The organism is Blastomonas sp. 34TW (assembly GCF_059803595.1).
The window spans coordinates 116,971-131,672 of sequence record NZ_JAPFGW010000010.1 but is presented as its reverse complement, the minus strand read 5'-3'; the positions used below and the strand labels follow the sequence as shown (position 1 = coordinate 131,672).

Here is a 14,702-nt window from a genome sequence, read left to right as displayed (position 1 = left end):
GAGGCCGTGCCATGACGCTTCCGTCAACCTACAAGCAGATGATCTCGACCGTCAGCGCCGAGGGCGAGCTGACCATGGAACTGGTCGACAAGCCCATGCCCGAGCTGGGCGAGGACGAGGTGCTGATCCGCGTCGAGGCGACGCCGATCAATCCGTCGGACCAAGGCGTGATGTTCGGCTGGGCCAGCATGGCCAAGGCGACGAGCAGCGGTAGCGGCAAGGATACGAAGTTGACGGCGCCGGTCTCGCCTCAGGGCATGGGCGTGATGAAGGCGCGCATCGGTCAGGCGCTCACCGTCGGCAATGAAGGCGCGGGCACCGTGGTCGCCGCAGGATCGGGAGAGTATGCGCAAAGCCTGATCGGCAGGGTCGTCGCGGTGATGGGCGGCGGCATGTATGCCGAATATCGCAAGGCTTCTGCCATGATGTGCCTGGTGCTGCAGGACGGCCACACCGCGCGCGACGGCGCATCGTGTTTCGTCAACCCGCTCACCGCGCTGTCGATGATCGAGACGATGCGGATGGAAGGCCATAGTGCGCTGGTCCACACTGCGGCCGCCTCCAACCTCGGTCAGATGCTCAACCGTATCTGCCAGGCTGATGGCGTCGAGCTGGTCAATGTGGTGCGCAAGCCCGAACAGGCCGAGCTGCTGCGCGGCATGGGCGCGAAGCATATCGTCGATTCCAGCAGCGATAGCTTCATGGCCGACCTGACCGATGCCATTCACGCCACCGGCGCGACCTTGGCCTTCGATGCGACCGGCGGCGGCAATCTCGCCTCGAACATCCTGACCGCGATGGAGGGCGCAGCGGCGCGGACGCCCGGCGCTTACAGCATCTACGGTTCGGTGAATCACAAGCAGGTCTATCTTTACGGCGGGCTCGACACGTCGCCGACGGTGCTCAGCCGCGGCTATGGCATGGCCTGGGGCGTCGGTGGCTGGCTGCTTCCCAATTTCCTCGCCAAGGCAGGTGTCGAGGTCGCCATGCGGCTTCGCGCGCGCGTCGCCGACGAGCTGAAGACCACCTTTGCGAGCCATTATACCGATGAGCTTTCGCTGGAAGAGGCGCTGCAGGCGGATGTCGTGGCACGCTATTATGCCAAGGCGACCGGCGAGAAATTCCTGATCTGCCCGCAGAAGTGAGCGAGCGGGGCGAGGGGGCACCAGCCTTCCTCGCCCTTCCACGTCATTCCCGCGAACGCGGGAATCCCGCTTTTTCCGAGCTTTGGGCAGCTGAAGCGGAACCCCCGCCTTCGCGGGGGTGACGAAATATGGATCCGCCCTTACATTGCATGCACTGGCGCACCCTTCATCAAAACCTGCTGGCAGATGAACAGCCTTCCCACGGTCCGTTCAGTTTCACTCCCTTAAATATGAACACAACGGATGGCGAATCGGCGCTGTCCCGGTCTCAAGGGAGACAGATCATGAAGAAGTTCATTCTTGCTGCTGCCGCCGCCGGTGCAGTCACCATTTCGGCCGCCCCTGCCATGGCAGCGCCGGTCGCCAGCTACGCGCCCAGCGCTTCCCAGTCTTATGGCGTCGATTATCGCGCGCCGGTTGCCCATCAGTGGCGCGGTTATGACGATGACTGGAACCGTCGTGGCTACGACCGTGGCTATGGCCGCAACGACCGCTGGGATGACCGCTATGACCGTCGTTTCGACCGCCGCCAGGCGCGCGGCTGGAACGGCCGGGCCTGGCGCGGCGATGATGGCCGCTATTATTGCCGCCGCGATAACGGCACCACGGGTCTGCTGATCGGTGGCGCAGCGGGCGCTCTGGCCGGTAGCGAGATTGCGGGCCGCGGTGATCGCACCACGGGTGCGGTTATCGGCGGCATCGCCGGAGCGCTGCTGGGTCGCTCGATCGATCGCAACAGCGGCAACGGCTTCCGCTGCCGCTAAGAGGTGTCGCTCCTGCCGCATGTTCGCGGCAGGGTGAACGGGGAGACCCCTTCTTGCCGCGAGGCGGGGAGGGGTTTCGCTTGTGCGCCGCGCTTGCCAAGCTGTCAGCCCCTGCCTATCCCGGCAGACGGACAAAACGGGAGGGCGCGATGATAAACGGACCGATATTGGTAACCCAACGCCTGATCCTGCGCCCACCGGGTCCGGAGGATTTCGAGCGCTGGGCCGAATTCTGCGCGGACGAGGAGACGATGCGCTTTCTGGGCGGGGTTCAGCCGCGCGCAGTCGCCTGGCGCGGTCTCTGCTCGATGGCGGGTGCCTGGCACATCCGTGGATATGCGATGTTCTCGCTGATCACGCGCGACACCGGCGAATGGATCGGCCGCGTCGGCCCCTGGTATCCCGATGGCTGGCCCGGCGAGGAGGTCGGCTGGGGCGTCCTGCGCAGCCATGCCGGCAAGGGCTATGCGCTGGAGGCCGCCGTCGCCACGATCGATTACGCCTTTGATCTGCTCGGCTGGGACAGCATCATTCACACGATCGATCCCGACAACAAGGGCTCGATCGCGCTTGCCGAACGTCTGGGCTCTTACAATCAGGGGCCAACCCGGTTGCCGGAGCCTTATCAGGACCATCCGGTCGACCGCTATGGTCAGACCAAGGCTGAGTGGCAGGAAAACCGGAAGAAATTTGTCCGGTTTTGAAACGACTTAACGATGAATCCCGATTTGGGACGGTCTGGCATGCCAAAGCGCGCGGGTTAACCCTCTTTGCGCGGGACAGTTTCGCACGCCGCAAGGCATGGCTAACGTAACGCTAACGCCTTCTCTGGCATGGAGAGGCATGAAGCCGATCTTGTACAGGATATCAGCCATGGCCCGACTTTCCTTCGCGACGACGCGCAACCTGCTGGCGCTGGGCGCTGCCGCGCTGACGCTGGCCGCGTGCCAGAATGCCGGTGACAAGGCAGCGGAAAACGAGGACGCAGCGCTGCTGGCCGATGCGGCCGATCCTGCGATGAAGGGCGCGCTGGAAGACCAGATCCTGGTGGACCCCGATCTGGTCGACAAATCCAATCGCAATGCCGTGCTCGGCGAAGGTAGCGATGGTTCGGTTCCGTCGGCAGGGGCGGCCAAGGGCCAGCTCGCGGCGACCGAAAAGGCTGTCGCAGCGGCTATCGGTCCGCGCGGGCTGATCAAGGCGCCCGAACCGACCAAGGTGGCCACCGAAGATTGCAAGGATTGCAATCAGGGCAGCACGCTGGGTGCCAAGGCCGGCCAGCAGAATGGCGTATGTCAGGGCAAGCTCGATTACGCGATGACCTGGGCGAGCCGCATGCCCGCCGATTTCGCGGTCTATCCGCGCGCCAACGTCAAGGAAGCCGCCGGCGTCGCCAACGGCCAGTGCAACATCCGGGTGGTCAATTTCACTACGCCCGCGGCAGTCAGGAATGTCGTCGACTTCTATTGGACCAAGGCGAAGCGCGGTGGCTATTCTGCGGAATATCAGCTGCACGGCGGCGATCATGTTCTCGGAGGGACCAAGGGCAATGCAGCCTATGTGCTGTTCCTCAAGCCCATGGCCAATGGCGGAACCGAAGTCGATATCGTCGCCAGCGGCGGCCGCTGATCGCGATCAGAATCCATAGACCAGCGTCAGCCGGCTCGTCGTATCGGTAGGCGCGCGGCCCAGCGCCGGGTTCGATTCATACTGGATGGTGTAGGATAGCCGCGCCTTGAGCTTGCCGATCAGCTGCGAATCGAGCGCGGCGACCGAAAAGAGCGTGCTGCGCTCCTCGTCGACATAGGCGCTGGCGGCTTCGGTCAGCTGGATCGTCGGGGTCAGCTTGAGCTTGATATCGACCGAGGCCAGACCCGCCAGCACCGACTCATCCATTCCGGTAACCAGCCGCGTGAAGCGCCAGGCGGGGCCGGCCTTCACGCTCAGTTGCGCATTTTCGCCGGTCAGGATGCTGTAGCCGACGCCGCCGGACAGGCTGTAGCGCGCGTGAAAGCCCTGGAAGCGATCCTGCTCGTACTGGCCCAGGCCATAGACGTAACCGCGCTGGTTGAACTTGTAATTGGGCTCGGCGCTCACGCGATATTGCTCGCGCACCACGACGTTGCTGGTTTCCTGATAGTCGGCGCGGCCGAGCAGCCCCAGCCGCCAATCCTCGCCCTCGGCCACCAGCTTGAGCCCCGCCGCCAGCCCGATTCCCGGGGCGTTGCCGGTAGTGGTGAACGCGCCCAGCTCGCCTTCGCCCGAATATTTGACGGCGGCTGCCTGCTCGACCTTGGCCTGTTCGGTCTTGGGCTCGGCAGCGGCAGTCACGACGGGCGCCGGGTCAGAGGCTGGAGCTGGAGTCGGCGCGGGGGCTGCATTGGCGGCGCGAAAGGCTGCCACCTGGGCATCGATCGCCTCGGCAGATTGGGGATAGGCCTGCTTGGCATAGCGCACGACGGCGTCCAGCCCTGCGGCATCGCCCGATTGCAACGCGGTATCGATCAGCTTTGCAACCGGCTCGGGCGTTTGCGCTGCCAGCGGAAGCGCCGCGCAGGCGCACAGCACAAAAGCGCTGGTCAGGGCGCTGCGCAACAGCATCTGTTTGGGACCTCCCGTCGATAGAACGAGCCGAGAGCCTAGATCAGCGGACGGAACTCTTCCACCACCGCGCGATACAACCGTCGCTTGAAAGGCACGATCAGTCCCTCAAGGCTGTCCGGATCGGCCCAGCGCCAGCTGCGGAATTCCTGGTGCGACGTTTCGATATTGATGTCCGCGTCGGTCCCCATGAATCGCATCAGGAACCACATCTGCCGCTGGCCGCGGTATTTTCCGCCCCAGATCTTGCCCATCAGTTCGGGCGGAAGATCATAGAGATGCTCGTCGCGCGAACGCGCGATGACCTCGACCAGATGCGGTGCGATGCCGGTTTCCTCGCCGAGCTCGCGATAGGCGGCTGCTTCCGGCTCTTCCCCCGGATCGATACCGCCCTGCGGCATCTGCCAGGCCTCGACCATGCTGTCGAGCCGCTGGCCGACAAACACCTTGCCGCCCTGGTTCACCAGCATGATGCCCGCGCACGGACGATAGGGAAGGCTGTCAAATTCGCTCATGCGTCCAGCCTTAGCTGTCAGCGGGCGGAAAAGGCAATGGAGCAATCGCCGCTGACCGCCTTGCTGCGGCAAAATGCGATGGAGCGAAAGCGGCTCATCAGCGCCTCGACCGCAGCATCGCCGATCGGCGGCTTGTCGGCGTGAAATCCAGCGCCGCGCTCGGCATAGTGGAGTACGGCGACATTCTGATCGTCCCGCAGCAAAAGCGCGATGAACTGCTCGCCACGCCCTGATACGGCACCGGGATAGCCGCCGGCGGCGGTCGAGCCGCAGCCATTGCTGGAAAGGTTGTATTCGGCGCCGTTGGCCAGTCTTCCGCTGGCGATCACGCGCGAGAAGTTCGCAACTTCGCAACCCCGGCCGGTGTTGAAGAAGCGCTGCTGCATTTCGGCAGTGGAAACCGGGGCGCTGCCCGGACCCTTGAACTCTGAAAAGGTGATCATCCGGGTCCAGGTCTCCACCGTTTCGCCCTTGGGCACGAATTCCACGATCATCTGTCGGTCGTTCTTCGCCTCATACGCGGGCTCGAACGTATCGAAGACGTGAAATTGCACCTCGCGCCCGAATACCGAGGCCGAATAGGTACAGCAGCTTTCCGGATCGGTCGTCCGCTGTGCGCGATAGGCACCGATGATGTCTGCAAAGTCGGGCGCGTTGCGAACCTGTGGAGCAGTTTGCGAAATTGCGGAATCCGGCAAGGCAAAGGGCAGGGCGAGCAGCGCGATCGCCGCGAGGAGTGTCCGTCTGGCCATCGCGCGCCGCTGTTTCACCGGTTCAGCATCGCCTTCATGCCGCGGAAGATGGCATCACAATCGTCCTGCGCCGAGGGAATGCCCTTGCGCAGGCAGATGAAGCCGTGGATCGTTCCGCGCATCTCCATATAGGTGACATCGACACCCGCCTTGACGCAGCGTGCAGCGAAATCACGGCCCTGATCGCGCAGAGGATCGAGCCCGGCGGTCACCAGCAGCGTCGGCGGGAGGGTCGCCAGATCGCCCAGAATGCAGTCGTTGCGAACATCGCCCGGCGTCGCGGCGTAATTGTCTGTGAACCAGTTCATCGTGTCTGCAGTCAGCAGATAACCCTCGGCAAACTGGGTAAACGACCCGCCGGTCTGGCTCGAATCCACGACCGGATAGAGCGGGGCCTGGGCAATCACCGGCACGGCCGCGGGCCGAGCGACCAGCGCCTGGGTAACCACGATTGTCAGATTTCCGCCCGCACTGTCGCCGGTAAACACCAGGCCCGTGATATCGAGGCCCAGCGCCTTGCCGTTTTCCGCCAACCAGCGCGCCGCCGCCTCGCAATCCTCGGGTGCTGCAGGGAAGGGGTGTTCGGGGGCGAGGCGGTAGTCGACCGCGATCACTGGCAAGTCCAGCTTGGCGGCGAGCTCGGTGCAATAGGGGTGATGTGTTTCGAGGTCGCCGATGACGAAGCCGCCGCCATGGAAGAACATGATCGCCGGCCCCGCCTCGCGGGTTTCGCGCGCGTCGTAATAGCGCAGCGGAATATCGCCCTGTGGTCCGGGGCAGGTCAGGTCGCGGATGATGGCCAGCGGCGTGGGATCGGCATCGCCCATGAACCGCATCATCCGATAGGCTTCGCGCGCGTCAGCGGGCACCATTTCGCTCATCGCAGGCGCGCCTGCTGCCGACATCATCGCCAGCATCATCGCCACGTCCGGGCGGACGAACGGGGCATCCGCGTTCGTGGTTTCGCGTTCGATCTCGGCGGCTTCGGTCATTCTGGCAAATCCCTCTCGGTTCTGTTTAACCGTGAGGTTAACCGGCGATGCACAGCGGGTCCATCGCGAATTTGCGCGGGAGACGGGCGTATGACCCGCTCGGCCGCCTGTGGGAGGTCAACGGGGTAAAGGAATTCCGCAGGTTCCTTTACGACGGCGATGCGCTGGTCGCGGAATATGACCAGTGGGGCAATATGCTCAAGCGCTATGTGCATGGGCAGGGCGCAGATACGCTGCAGGTGTGGTTCGAGGGCGCAGGGATCAGCGCATCCGAACGCCGCTTCCTGTTCACCAACCACCAGGGCTCGGTCACCGCGATTGCCGATGGCTGGGGCAATACCATCGCGATCAACCGCTATGATGAATACGGCATCCCTGGCACGGGCAATATCGGGCGGTTCCAGTATACGGGCCAAGCCTGGCTTGAGGATCTGGGCATGTACCATTACAAAGCCCGCATCTACTCGCCGACATTGGGCCGGTTCCTGCAGACCGATCCGATCGGCTATGAGGACCAGATCAATCTGTATGCTTATGTGGGGAATGATCCGGTCAATTCTGTTGATCCGAGTGGGACGTGCACCGGGTCGCTCATTGAAAATGATGATGGTAGTTGCAAATCGACTGGGGGTTTCACGACTGGTTCGGACGGTGCGTTAATGGGAATGCAAGTAGAGCGAGCTACAAACCGTATTCTAGATGAAGTGAGATCAGCCATTGAAGGAAAATGTGCCGGCGACGACTGTCCGACGGATTTCAAGCCGCTGACCTCGAGTGACCAGAAACTCGCTCGAGATATTTTGTCTGATGCTCGGGTAACATCGAGAATGAAAGAATCGTGGGCAAATACTATCAGAAGCGGCAACGAGCAGGGTTTTTGGATATATCGTTATCGCAATGGTTCTCCGGGGTATGTTCCTGGAAAGGATGCAAAACATGGAACTTCAACCGGGTTACAGTTAGGGAGGCCTGTTTCAATATTTGCCACTATAAAGTACTTGAAAATGGATGGCGGCGGCCTCCCTGTTGCAAGGTTTCATACCCATCCTGGAAATTATGCTAACGCGTTTCGACCGTCGATTGCGGATACAAACATGCCAGACTACTTAATGTTTCTACGAACGCGTCGAGGGCTGTTGGTCGGCAGGTATTGATGAATCTCATAGAAGGAAATTTCGTTGTTAATTTATCTTGCTCCTGCAATTTTGGCTACAATTACTGGGGCAGAAGATGCGCCCTTTGTAATAACCCTAGCGGACGCTCTTCAGATTGACAATGAGGTTGATTTGAGCAAATGTGAATTGAATAAGAGTGATTACGCCAGGTACTATTGGTATGACGGTATAGCTGAGGGTGACTACTATAAAATAAATTTGGTCAAGGTCAGGTTCGCCGTGGTTGATGATGAAAGAAATGGCGTAAAAGCAGTAGTTTATCCCCCATTTGATAGGATTGAGTTTAAATTCAAAGCGATAGGTGTTTATGAAATAGGTAAGGGAGTTATAATTTTGAAATGTAATTACGGTGACAGTGCGCCAAATTGATATTGGGAATTACGGAATTAGAATTACGGTGACAGGTGCACTAACCCCCAAATTGAAGGGCCCCGCAATCTGAGTTAGCCTTGCTGCATCATGGCCCGCCTACCTCGCCTCGTCCTTCCGGACATCCCGCACCACATCACGCAGCGTGGTAACCGGCGGGAGCGGACGTATTTTGAGGATGGCGATTTTGCGCTGTATCTCGATCTGCTGGCGCAAGCCGCTGGGCAGGCGCGGGTCGCGATCTGGTCCTATTGCCTGATGCCCAACCATGTCCACATCATCGCCGTGCCTGAAGATGTGGACGGATTGCGGCGGACCTTCCGGTTCGTGCATCGCCATTATGCCGGCTATATCAACGCGCGCCTGCGCACGACCGGGCATCTGTGGCAGGGCCGGTTTTCATCCGTCGCGATGGACGAGGAGCATCTGCATCATGCTTTCCGTTATATCGCGTTCAACCCGGTGCGCGCGCGACTGGTCGAGCGGGCGGAAGGCTGGCGCTGGTCGAGCGCGTCGGCGCATCTGGCGGGTGTGGACGACCACGTCATCAAGGTCGCGCCTGCGCTCGAACGAGTGGGTGATTTCGCGGCGTTTCTGGGCGAGCCCTTCGATGAAGCGATGAGCTATGCTGCGCTGCGCAAGGCGGAGTCCATCGGGCGTCCGATCGGTTCCAAGGCCTGGCTCGCCGCGAAGGCGCTGCGGGCGGGGTCTGAGCCGCCGCGCAGCGCGCGTTTTCGTCAATCCTCGACCGGGCTCGACTGAAGCTGGATATAATTGTGGATGCCCATGCGTTCGATCAGGTCGAACTGCGCCTCGATCGTGTCGACATGCTCTTCCTCGCTCTTGAGGATATAGGCGAGCAGGTCGCGCGTGCCGTAATCACGGACGCTCTCGCAATAGGCGATGCCTTCCTTGAGCAGCGGGATCGCTTCGTTCTCGAGCGCCAGGTCGGCTTTCAGGATTTCCTCTACCGTCTCCCCGATCTTGAGGCGGCCGAGTAGCTGGAAATTGGGCAGGCCATCGAGGAACAGGATGCGATCCGCCAGCTTGTCGGCGTGCTTCATCTCGTCGATCGATTCCTCGTACTCGTATTTGGCGAGCTTGTTGATGCCCCAGTTGGCCAGCATCTTCGAATGCAGGAAATACTGGTTGATCGCCGTCAGCTCGTTCTTGAGCGCGTCGTTGAGAAATTCGATGACCTTGGGGTCGCCCTTCATGATGATACTCCTGTAACCGGCTGGCTCGTCCCGGGCCATGCAGGTGTGATGATTTCAGGAGCGCACAATAGCGCCGTTTTTTAGGGAAGGGAAGCCGCTGCAGCGCGGGAAATACTTGAATTTTAGACGGATTTTGGCGGGCTATTGCTAGGCGGTCGCAGTTTCCCGGCTGATAATGCTTTGCGCAAACGAGAGGCACTGGCCGCATTTGGGACGCCGACCGAGCCGGGCGTAAACCTCTGCCGGGCGGGCCGCGCCATCGCGCAGAGCGTCCTTCAAGTCCTGTTCCCGAATCGCATTGCAGATGCAAACAACCATGCGTCTCTCCTGTGATCGCCGAGATAGCGATATTGAGAACGCATCGCAACAGTCTTTTTGCGATTCTATCGCAAACGCATCGGCTGCAGCTTTCTGCGGGCCAGTGACCGCCAGAGCCATTCGGCCGGCCCGAACCGGTAGCGCTCGAGCCACGGCTTCGACCAAATGAGCATGATTCCCCAGGCGGCGAAAACGAACAGCATCGCGGTGGCGCGGTCGATCTGGCCAAAAAGGCCAAGACCCCAGCCGTAGAAGATGAACGTCATGACCAGGCTGGTGCCGAGATAATTGCTGAACGCCGCGCGTCCCGCCGCCGCGACGCGGGCGATCAACGGAGTGTCACGGTGCGTCACCACCAGCCAGAGCAGGCCTGCGGCCCATCCCACGGTCATGACCACGCGGAAGGGGAAGGAGAGGCTGAAAAAGGCGGCAAAGGTGATGACGGTATCGTAGCCGCTGAGCATCACCCAGACGGCCAGCGCGATCATGGGAGGGATGCCGATGGCAAAGGCGCGCAGGGCTATCTTTTTGTAGAGCGCGGGCAGCCAGAGACCCAGGATGAAGCCGCTCTTGAGCATCGCCATCCCCAGCAGCATCATGGCCAGCGTATCCATCGTGAAGAAGAACAGCGTGTTGATCAGCGATTCCGGGAACATCGAGAGGTGCTCGCGCATGATCTCCGCCCAGCCGCTGCGATAGATGTCGAGGCTCTCGGCGATCTGCTCGGTGCCGGGCTTGCCGAAGCTTGCCAGCATCTCTTGCGAGGCCTTGACCAGTTCGGCATCCGCACCCGGTGCGGCTGCCCGCATCGCCTGCGTCCAGCCGCCGCCAGCCATCACCAGGCTCAGCAGAAAATAGAGCACGTAGAGGATGATGGCCCAGCGCAGCAGCTGCTTCACGTCCTTGTTCACGAAGAACAGCGCGAGCGTGCCGCAGATCGCATAAGGCACCAGAATATCGCCCCACCATAGCAGGATGAAATGGGCGGCTCCGATCACGAACAGCCAGGCCATGCGGTTAAGGTGGACGCTGCGCGGGTTCTGCCCTGCCGCCTCGGCGCGCTGCATCACCAGCAGCATGCTCGCACCGAACAGGACGCTGAACAATCCGCGCATCTTGCCGTCGAACAGCACGAAATTGACCGCCCAGACCCCCGCATTGAGCGGATCGGTGCCGCCCCAGGCCGCCGGGTTCACATAGGCCGCGTCGGGCATCGAAAAGCCGACGATGTTGAGCAGCAGGATGCCCATGACCGCAAAGCCGCGAATGGCGTCGAGTGTGATGTGGCGATCGGATTGCGTCATGCTGTGGCCCCCTGGTTGTGGACCCTGTCGGCGCCCCGGGTCCTGCTTTGGGTGTATCATGCTGACGGCCCGCTGCAATGGCCGAACGGGTGGGGCGGCTGGCTGCGACGTTGGGCCGATTGGCGGTGGCGACCGAAAGACACGGCTGGTGGACCGACCGGTCCAATTGTGGCGCTCTCCGGAGACCGTCCGGTCGGGCGGCAAACCGGACGGTCCAGCCCAACCTGCCGAAATGCACGGTCCCAACGACCGATTCCGGTCTCGCAAAGGGGGTGTCGGGTGTCAGCAGAGCCCATTTTGGACCCGGAAAGCGGGCAAATGGACCGTCCGGTCGATGGACAAAAGGTTAATGGACCAGGTGGACCAGAAAATCCGGTTTGCGAGCCGCTTGCGCCGGAACGCTCGGTCCAGCCAAACTCGTCAAGGAGCCGGAAACCTAGGTTAACAGATAGAATGGCTGGATTTATCTTTTGTTAACTTCTCGGCAGCCTGAAAATAGGTATGTAAAAACAGAGCCTTGCGCCCGCTCCCTGAGCTGGCTTCTAGGTCAGTCATTGGAAAGACCCCTGATTGCTTATCCCGGCGGTCTTGGACCGGTCGCCCCATTATTCTGATTTTAACTTGGGCTTACCGATTTGTGACCACGGGTCGCCAACAAATTACCGAAAAGTAAACGCGCCAAGAGCAAAGGTTAACGGAATATGCACGCATTTTGGCAGGTTCTGAGAGCTAGAGCGAGGCGGTTCGAGTGCTGCGATGAGGGCCAGAAAGGGCTCCGCTTGACAGGCATGCAGCCGCCGCTAGACTGGTCGGTCTATGCTCGCCTTTTTGCTCGATCCTGCCGCCCTTTCCGGCCCTGCCGACGGGGCATCCGACATGCACCCCACGCGTCAGCGGCTGATCAGCGTCGCGACCCGCCTTTTCCAGCAGCGCGGCTATCATGCGATCGGCCTGGCCGAGATTCTGGCGCTGTCGGAAACGCCCAAGGGTTCGCTCTACCATCATTTCCCGGGCGGAAAACCCGAACTGGCCGAGGCTTGTGTCACCCGGATAGCGGAATCCTCGCTTGCCGCGATCGATCGGCTATCCGGCAGCGGGCTTGATATGATTGGGTTTTTGCGCCGTCTTTCCGAGGTCACGGCAGCCTGGCTGCAGCGGACCGACTGGCTGGATGGCTCGCTGCTGGCGGTGATCGGGCAGGAACAGGGCGGGGCCAATGGACCGCTCAGCGAGGCGGTGCGCATCGCCTATCAGCGGATCGAGATGCGCCTAGCGCGCTGGCTGATGGCCGAAGGTGTCGCGGTGGCGCGGGCGCGGGACATGGCCGCGACGATCATCGCGGCGCAGGAAGGGGCGCTGGTGCTCGCCCGCAGCCGTCACGATGCGGCGCCCGTCACACTGGTCACGGATATGCTTTGCACCATGGTGGATCGCGGATAGCCTGATTTTTCGGGGTTTTTTGTGCATAGACGGATCGGTCTACTGCCAAATCCGGTCGGTCTAGCATCCACTCCGCCGATCGGTAACGCCGCGGCATCGGGGCGCGAAACAGGACGGACAGACAAGCTGAAGGAGAGCGATCATGACAATCGAAGCATTGCGCACCCCGGATGAGGCCTTCGCCGATGTGCCGGATTTCGATTATCCCGTGCATTATGCTGATGATCTGCCCGGCTATGAGGGCCTGCGCGCCGCCTGGATCGACGCCGGACCTGCGGATGCGGGCCGCACGTTCCTCTGCCTGCATGGCGAGCCGAGCTGGTCCTTCCTCTACCGCCGTATGATCCCGGTGTTTCTCGAAAGCGGGGCGAGGGTGGTCGCGCCCGACCTGTTCGGCTTCGGGCGATCGGACAAGCCGGTGCGGCGGGAGGACTATAGCTTCGACTTTCACCGCAACTATCTGTTGCGGCTGGTCGAGCGGCTGGGCCTCCGGGACATCACGCTGGTGGTACAGGACTGGGGCGGGCTGTTGGGGCTGACGCTGCCGGTCGATGACGGTTTTGCGGCGCGCCTGTCGCGCCTGATCGTGATGAACACCGGGATCGGGCAGGGGACAAGCCCTGGTCCGGGCTTCGATGCGTGGAAGAATTACGCGCTCTCGACGCCCGATCTGCCTGTGGGGCGGATCATCGCGCGCGGCACGCCGCATCTGACCGAGCAGGAAATCGCTGCCTATGACGCGCCCTATCCGGGGCCCGAATACAAGGCTGGTGCGCAGGTCTTCCCCGCGCTGGTGCCCGTCAGTCCCGACATGCCGGGCGTCGAGCATGGCAAGGCGGCTGCGCGCTTCTGGTCCGAGCGCTGGTCGGGCGAGAGCTTCATGGCCGTTGGCGCGGCGGATCCCGTGCTGGGCACCGAGCCGATGGCGCGGCTGCGCGCGATCATTCGCGGCTGCCCCGAACCGATGATCATTCCCGATGGCGGCCATTTCGTGCAGGAATGGGGGGAACAAATCGCCCGCGCCGCGCTTGCAGCCTTTGGCGACCTGCCACCTGCCTGATCGAGAGAGGATTTCCATGACCGACACCGTCAGCCCCCGCCGGATGCGCGCCAGCGATTTCGACCCGCATATCCTGGAGATCTTCGATGGCTATGTGCACGGAAAGCTGAGCAAGCGCGAATTCATCCGGCAAGCGGGGCGTTATGCGGCTGCGGGCGTGACGGGTGCGATGATCCTGAGCCAGTTGAGCCCGGATTACGCGCTGGCGCAGCAGGTCGCGCCCGATGATCCGGCGATCCGCACCGAGCGGGTCGAGTACAAGAGCCCCGAGGGTCATGGCACCGTGAAAGGTCTGATGGCCTGGCCTTCCGATGCCAGGGGCAAGCTGCCTGCCGTGCTGGTGGTGCACGAAAATCGCGGGCTCAACCCCTATATCGAGGATGTCGTGCGGCGGCTGGCCAAGGCGGGCTATCTCGCGCTCGGTCCTGACGGCTTGACGTCATTGGGCGGCTATCCTGGCACCGACGACGAGGGCCGCACGATGCAGGCCTCGCTCGATCCTGCGAAGCTGATGGAGGATTTTTTCGCCGGCTTCGAATTCCTGCGCGATCACAAGCAGAGCACGGGCAAGGTCGGCGTCACCGGCTTCTGCTATGGCGGCGGCGTCTGCCATGCGCTGGCCGTCGCCTATCCTGATCTGGCAGCGGCCGCACCGTTCTACGGACGCCAGGCCAAGCCCGAGGAGGTCCCCGCGATCAAGGCACCGCTGCTCATCCATTTCGCCGAGAATGACGAGCGGGTGAACGCCACCTGGCCCGCCTGCGAAGCGGCGCTCAAGGCAAACAACAAGGTCTATGAGGCGCATTTCTATCCCGGCACCAGCCATGGCTTCCACAACGACACCACCCCGCGTTACGACGAGGCGGCGGCCAAACTCGCCTGGGAGCGGACGCTGGCGCATTTCGCCAAATATCTGAAAGCCTGAGCCGGCGCGCCGGCGCGCGCTTGGACAATCTGTCGCATTGTGGCATCCTGCCCCTTGTCATAGGCATGTGACAGGGACCGGCCAGTCTTTGGTCGGCTAGCCCCGCCACAGGTTCGGCGGCGGAG

The 14,702-nt window shown here is 61.9% G+C and carries 17 protein-coding genes; 10 read left to right on the top strand and 7 right to left on the bottom strand.

Annotated elements, in window-relative coordinates; all coding sequences use genetic code 11:
• Nucleotides 1–11 precede the first annotated feature (11 nt).
• From OPU69_RS13960 to OPU69_RS13945, 4 genes are all read left to right on the top strand, one after another.
• The gene (locus tag OPU69_RS13960; protein ID WP_498511854.1) at nt 12–1,145 is read left to right on the top strand and encodes a zinc-binding dehydrogenase; all 1,134 of its coding nucleotides are present in this window, start codon (nt 12–14) and stop codon (nt 1,143–1,145) included.
• 284 nt (nt 1,146–1,429) lie between these two features.
• Nucleotides 1,430–1,909: a glycine zipper 2TM domain-containing protein gene (locus OPU69_RS13955; RefSeq protein ID WP_060978259.1), complete on the top strand. Its 480-nt coding sequence runs from the start codon at nt 1,430–1,432 to the stop codon at nt 1,907–1,909.
• A 149-nt stretch (nt 1,910–2,058) separates the two neighbouring features.
• Complete coding sequence (locus OPU69_RS13950) at nt 2,059–2,613, top strand: GNAT family N-acetyltransferase (RefSeq protein ID WP_060978260.1); 555 nt, start codon at nt 2,059–2,061, stop codon at nt 2,611–2,613.
• A 169-nt stretch (nt 2,614–2,782) separates the two neighbouring features.
• Nucleotides 2,783–3,538 (top strand): hypothetical protein, encoded by a 756-nt coding sequence (locus OPU69_RS13945; protein WP_498511851.1) that lies wholly within the window; start codon nt 2,783–2,785, stop codon nt 3,536–3,538.
• A 6-nt stretch (nt 3,539–3,544) separates the two neighbouring features.
• On the opposite strand, the gene OPU69_RS13940 is transcribed toward OPU69_RS13945, so the two are convergent.
• From OPU69_RS13940 to OPU69_RS13925, 4 genes are read right to left on the bottom strand one after another with little or no spacing between them, the layout of a single operon-like run.
• Nucleotides 3,545–4,510, bottom strand: coding sequence for a DUF481 domain-containing protein (locus OPU69_RS13940; protein ID WP_498511849.1), 966 nt, complete (start codon nt 4,508–4,510; stop codon nt 3,545–3,547).
• Between the two features lie 38 nt (nt 4,511–4,548).
• Nucleotides 4,549–5,025 (bottom strand): RNA pyrophosphohydrolase, encoded by a 477-nt coding sequence (locus OPU69_RS13935; RefSeq protein ID WP_498511848.1) that lies wholly within the window; start codon nt 5,023–5,025, stop codon nt 4,549–4,551.
• 17 nt (nt 5,026–5,042) lie between these two features.
• Nucleotides 5,043–5,777: an HI_0983 family protein gene (locus tag OPU69_RS13930; RefSeq protein ID WP_498511846.1), complete on the bottom strand. Its 735-nt coding sequence runs from the start codon at nt 5,775–5,777 to the stop codon at nt 5,043–5,045.
• Between the two features lie 14 nt (nt 5,778–5,791).
• Entirely contained in the window at nt 5,792–6,769 is a 978-nt protein-coding gene (locus OPU69_RS13925; RefSeq protein WP_498511845.1) for an alpha/beta hydrolase, read from the bottom strand.
• A gap of 47 nt (nt 6,770–6,816) precedes the next feature.
• On the opposite strand from OPU69_RS13925, the gene OPU69_RS13920 reads away from it, so the two are divergent.
• From OPU69_RS13920 to OPU69_RS13910, 3 genes are all read left to right on the top strand, one after another.
• Entirely contained in the window at nt 6,817–7,923 is a 1,107-nt protein-coding gene (locus tag OPU69_RS13920; RefSeq protein WP_498511843.1) for an RHS repeat-associated core domain-containing protein, read from the top strand.
• A gap of 24 nt (nt 7,924–7,947) precedes the next feature.
• Entirely contained in the window at nt 7,948–8,313 is a 366-nt protein-coding gene (locus tag OPU69_RS13915; protein ID WP_498511841.1) for a hypothetical protein, read from the top strand.
• 90 nt (nt 8,314–8,403) lie between these two features.
• The gene (locus tag OPU69_RS13910; RefSeq protein WP_498511839.1) at nt 8,404–9,075 is read left to right on the top strand and encodes a transposase; all 672 of its coding nucleotides are present in this window, start codon (nt 8,404–8,406) and stop codon (nt 9,073–9,075) included.
• Here the strand turns inward: OPU69_RS13910 and bfr are convergent.
• The 3 genes from bfr to OPU69_RS13895 all read right to left on the bottom strand — a co-directional run bounded on the left by bfr (nt 9,051) and on the right by OPU69_RS13895 (nt 11,152).
• Nucleotides 9,051–9,530: a bacterioferritin gene (gene bfr / locus OPU69_RS13905; protein WP_066284375.1), complete on the bottom strand. Its 480-nt coding sequence runs from the start codon at nt 9,528–9,530 to the stop codon at nt 9,051–9,053. The two genes, OPU69_RS13910 and bfr, sit on opposite strands and share 25 nt — an antisense overlap.
• Before the next feature lie 147 nt (nt 9,531–9,677).
• The gene (locus OPU69_RS13900; protein WP_066271165.1) at nt 9,678–9,848 is read right to left on the bottom strand and encodes a (2Fe-2S)-binding protein; all 171 of its coding nucleotides are present in this window, start codon (nt 9,846–9,848) and stop codon (nt 9,678–9,680) included.
• Nucleotides 9,849–9,913: 65 nt separating this feature from the next.
• Complete coding sequence (locus tag OPU69_RS13895; RefSeq protein ID WP_498511836.1) at nt 9,914–11,152, bottom strand: DUF418 domain-containing protein; 1,239 nt, start codon at nt 11,150–11,152, stop codon at nt 9,914–9,916.
• 816 nt (nt 11,153–11,968) lie between these two features.
• On the opposite strand from OPU69_RS13895, the gene OPU69_RS13890 reads away from it, so the two are divergent.
• The 3 genes from OPU69_RS13890 (at nt 11,969) to yghX (ending at nt 14,577) form a co-directional block, all read left to right on the top strand.
• A complete protein-coding gene (locus tag OPU69_RS13890) occupies nt 11,969–12,592 on the top strand; it encodes a TetR/AcrR family transcriptional regulator (protein ID WP_060978843.1) in 624 nt (207 codons plus the stop codon).
• 142 nt (nt 12,593–12,734) lie between these two features.
• Nucleotides 12,735–13,652 carry a haloalkane dehalogenase gene (locus OPU69_RS13885; protein WP_498511834.1) on the top strand — a complete coding sequence of 306 codons (918 nt, stop codon included), beginning with the start codon at nt 12,735–12,737 and terminating at the stop codon, nt 13,650–13,652.
• 16 nt (nt 13,653–13,668) lie between these two features.
• Entirely contained in the window at nt 13,669–14,577 is a 909-nt protein-coding gene (yghX, locus tag OPU69_RS13880) for a YghX family hydrolase (protein ID WP_498511832.1), read from the top strand.
• Nucleotides 14,578–14,702 lie beyond the last annotated feature (125 nt).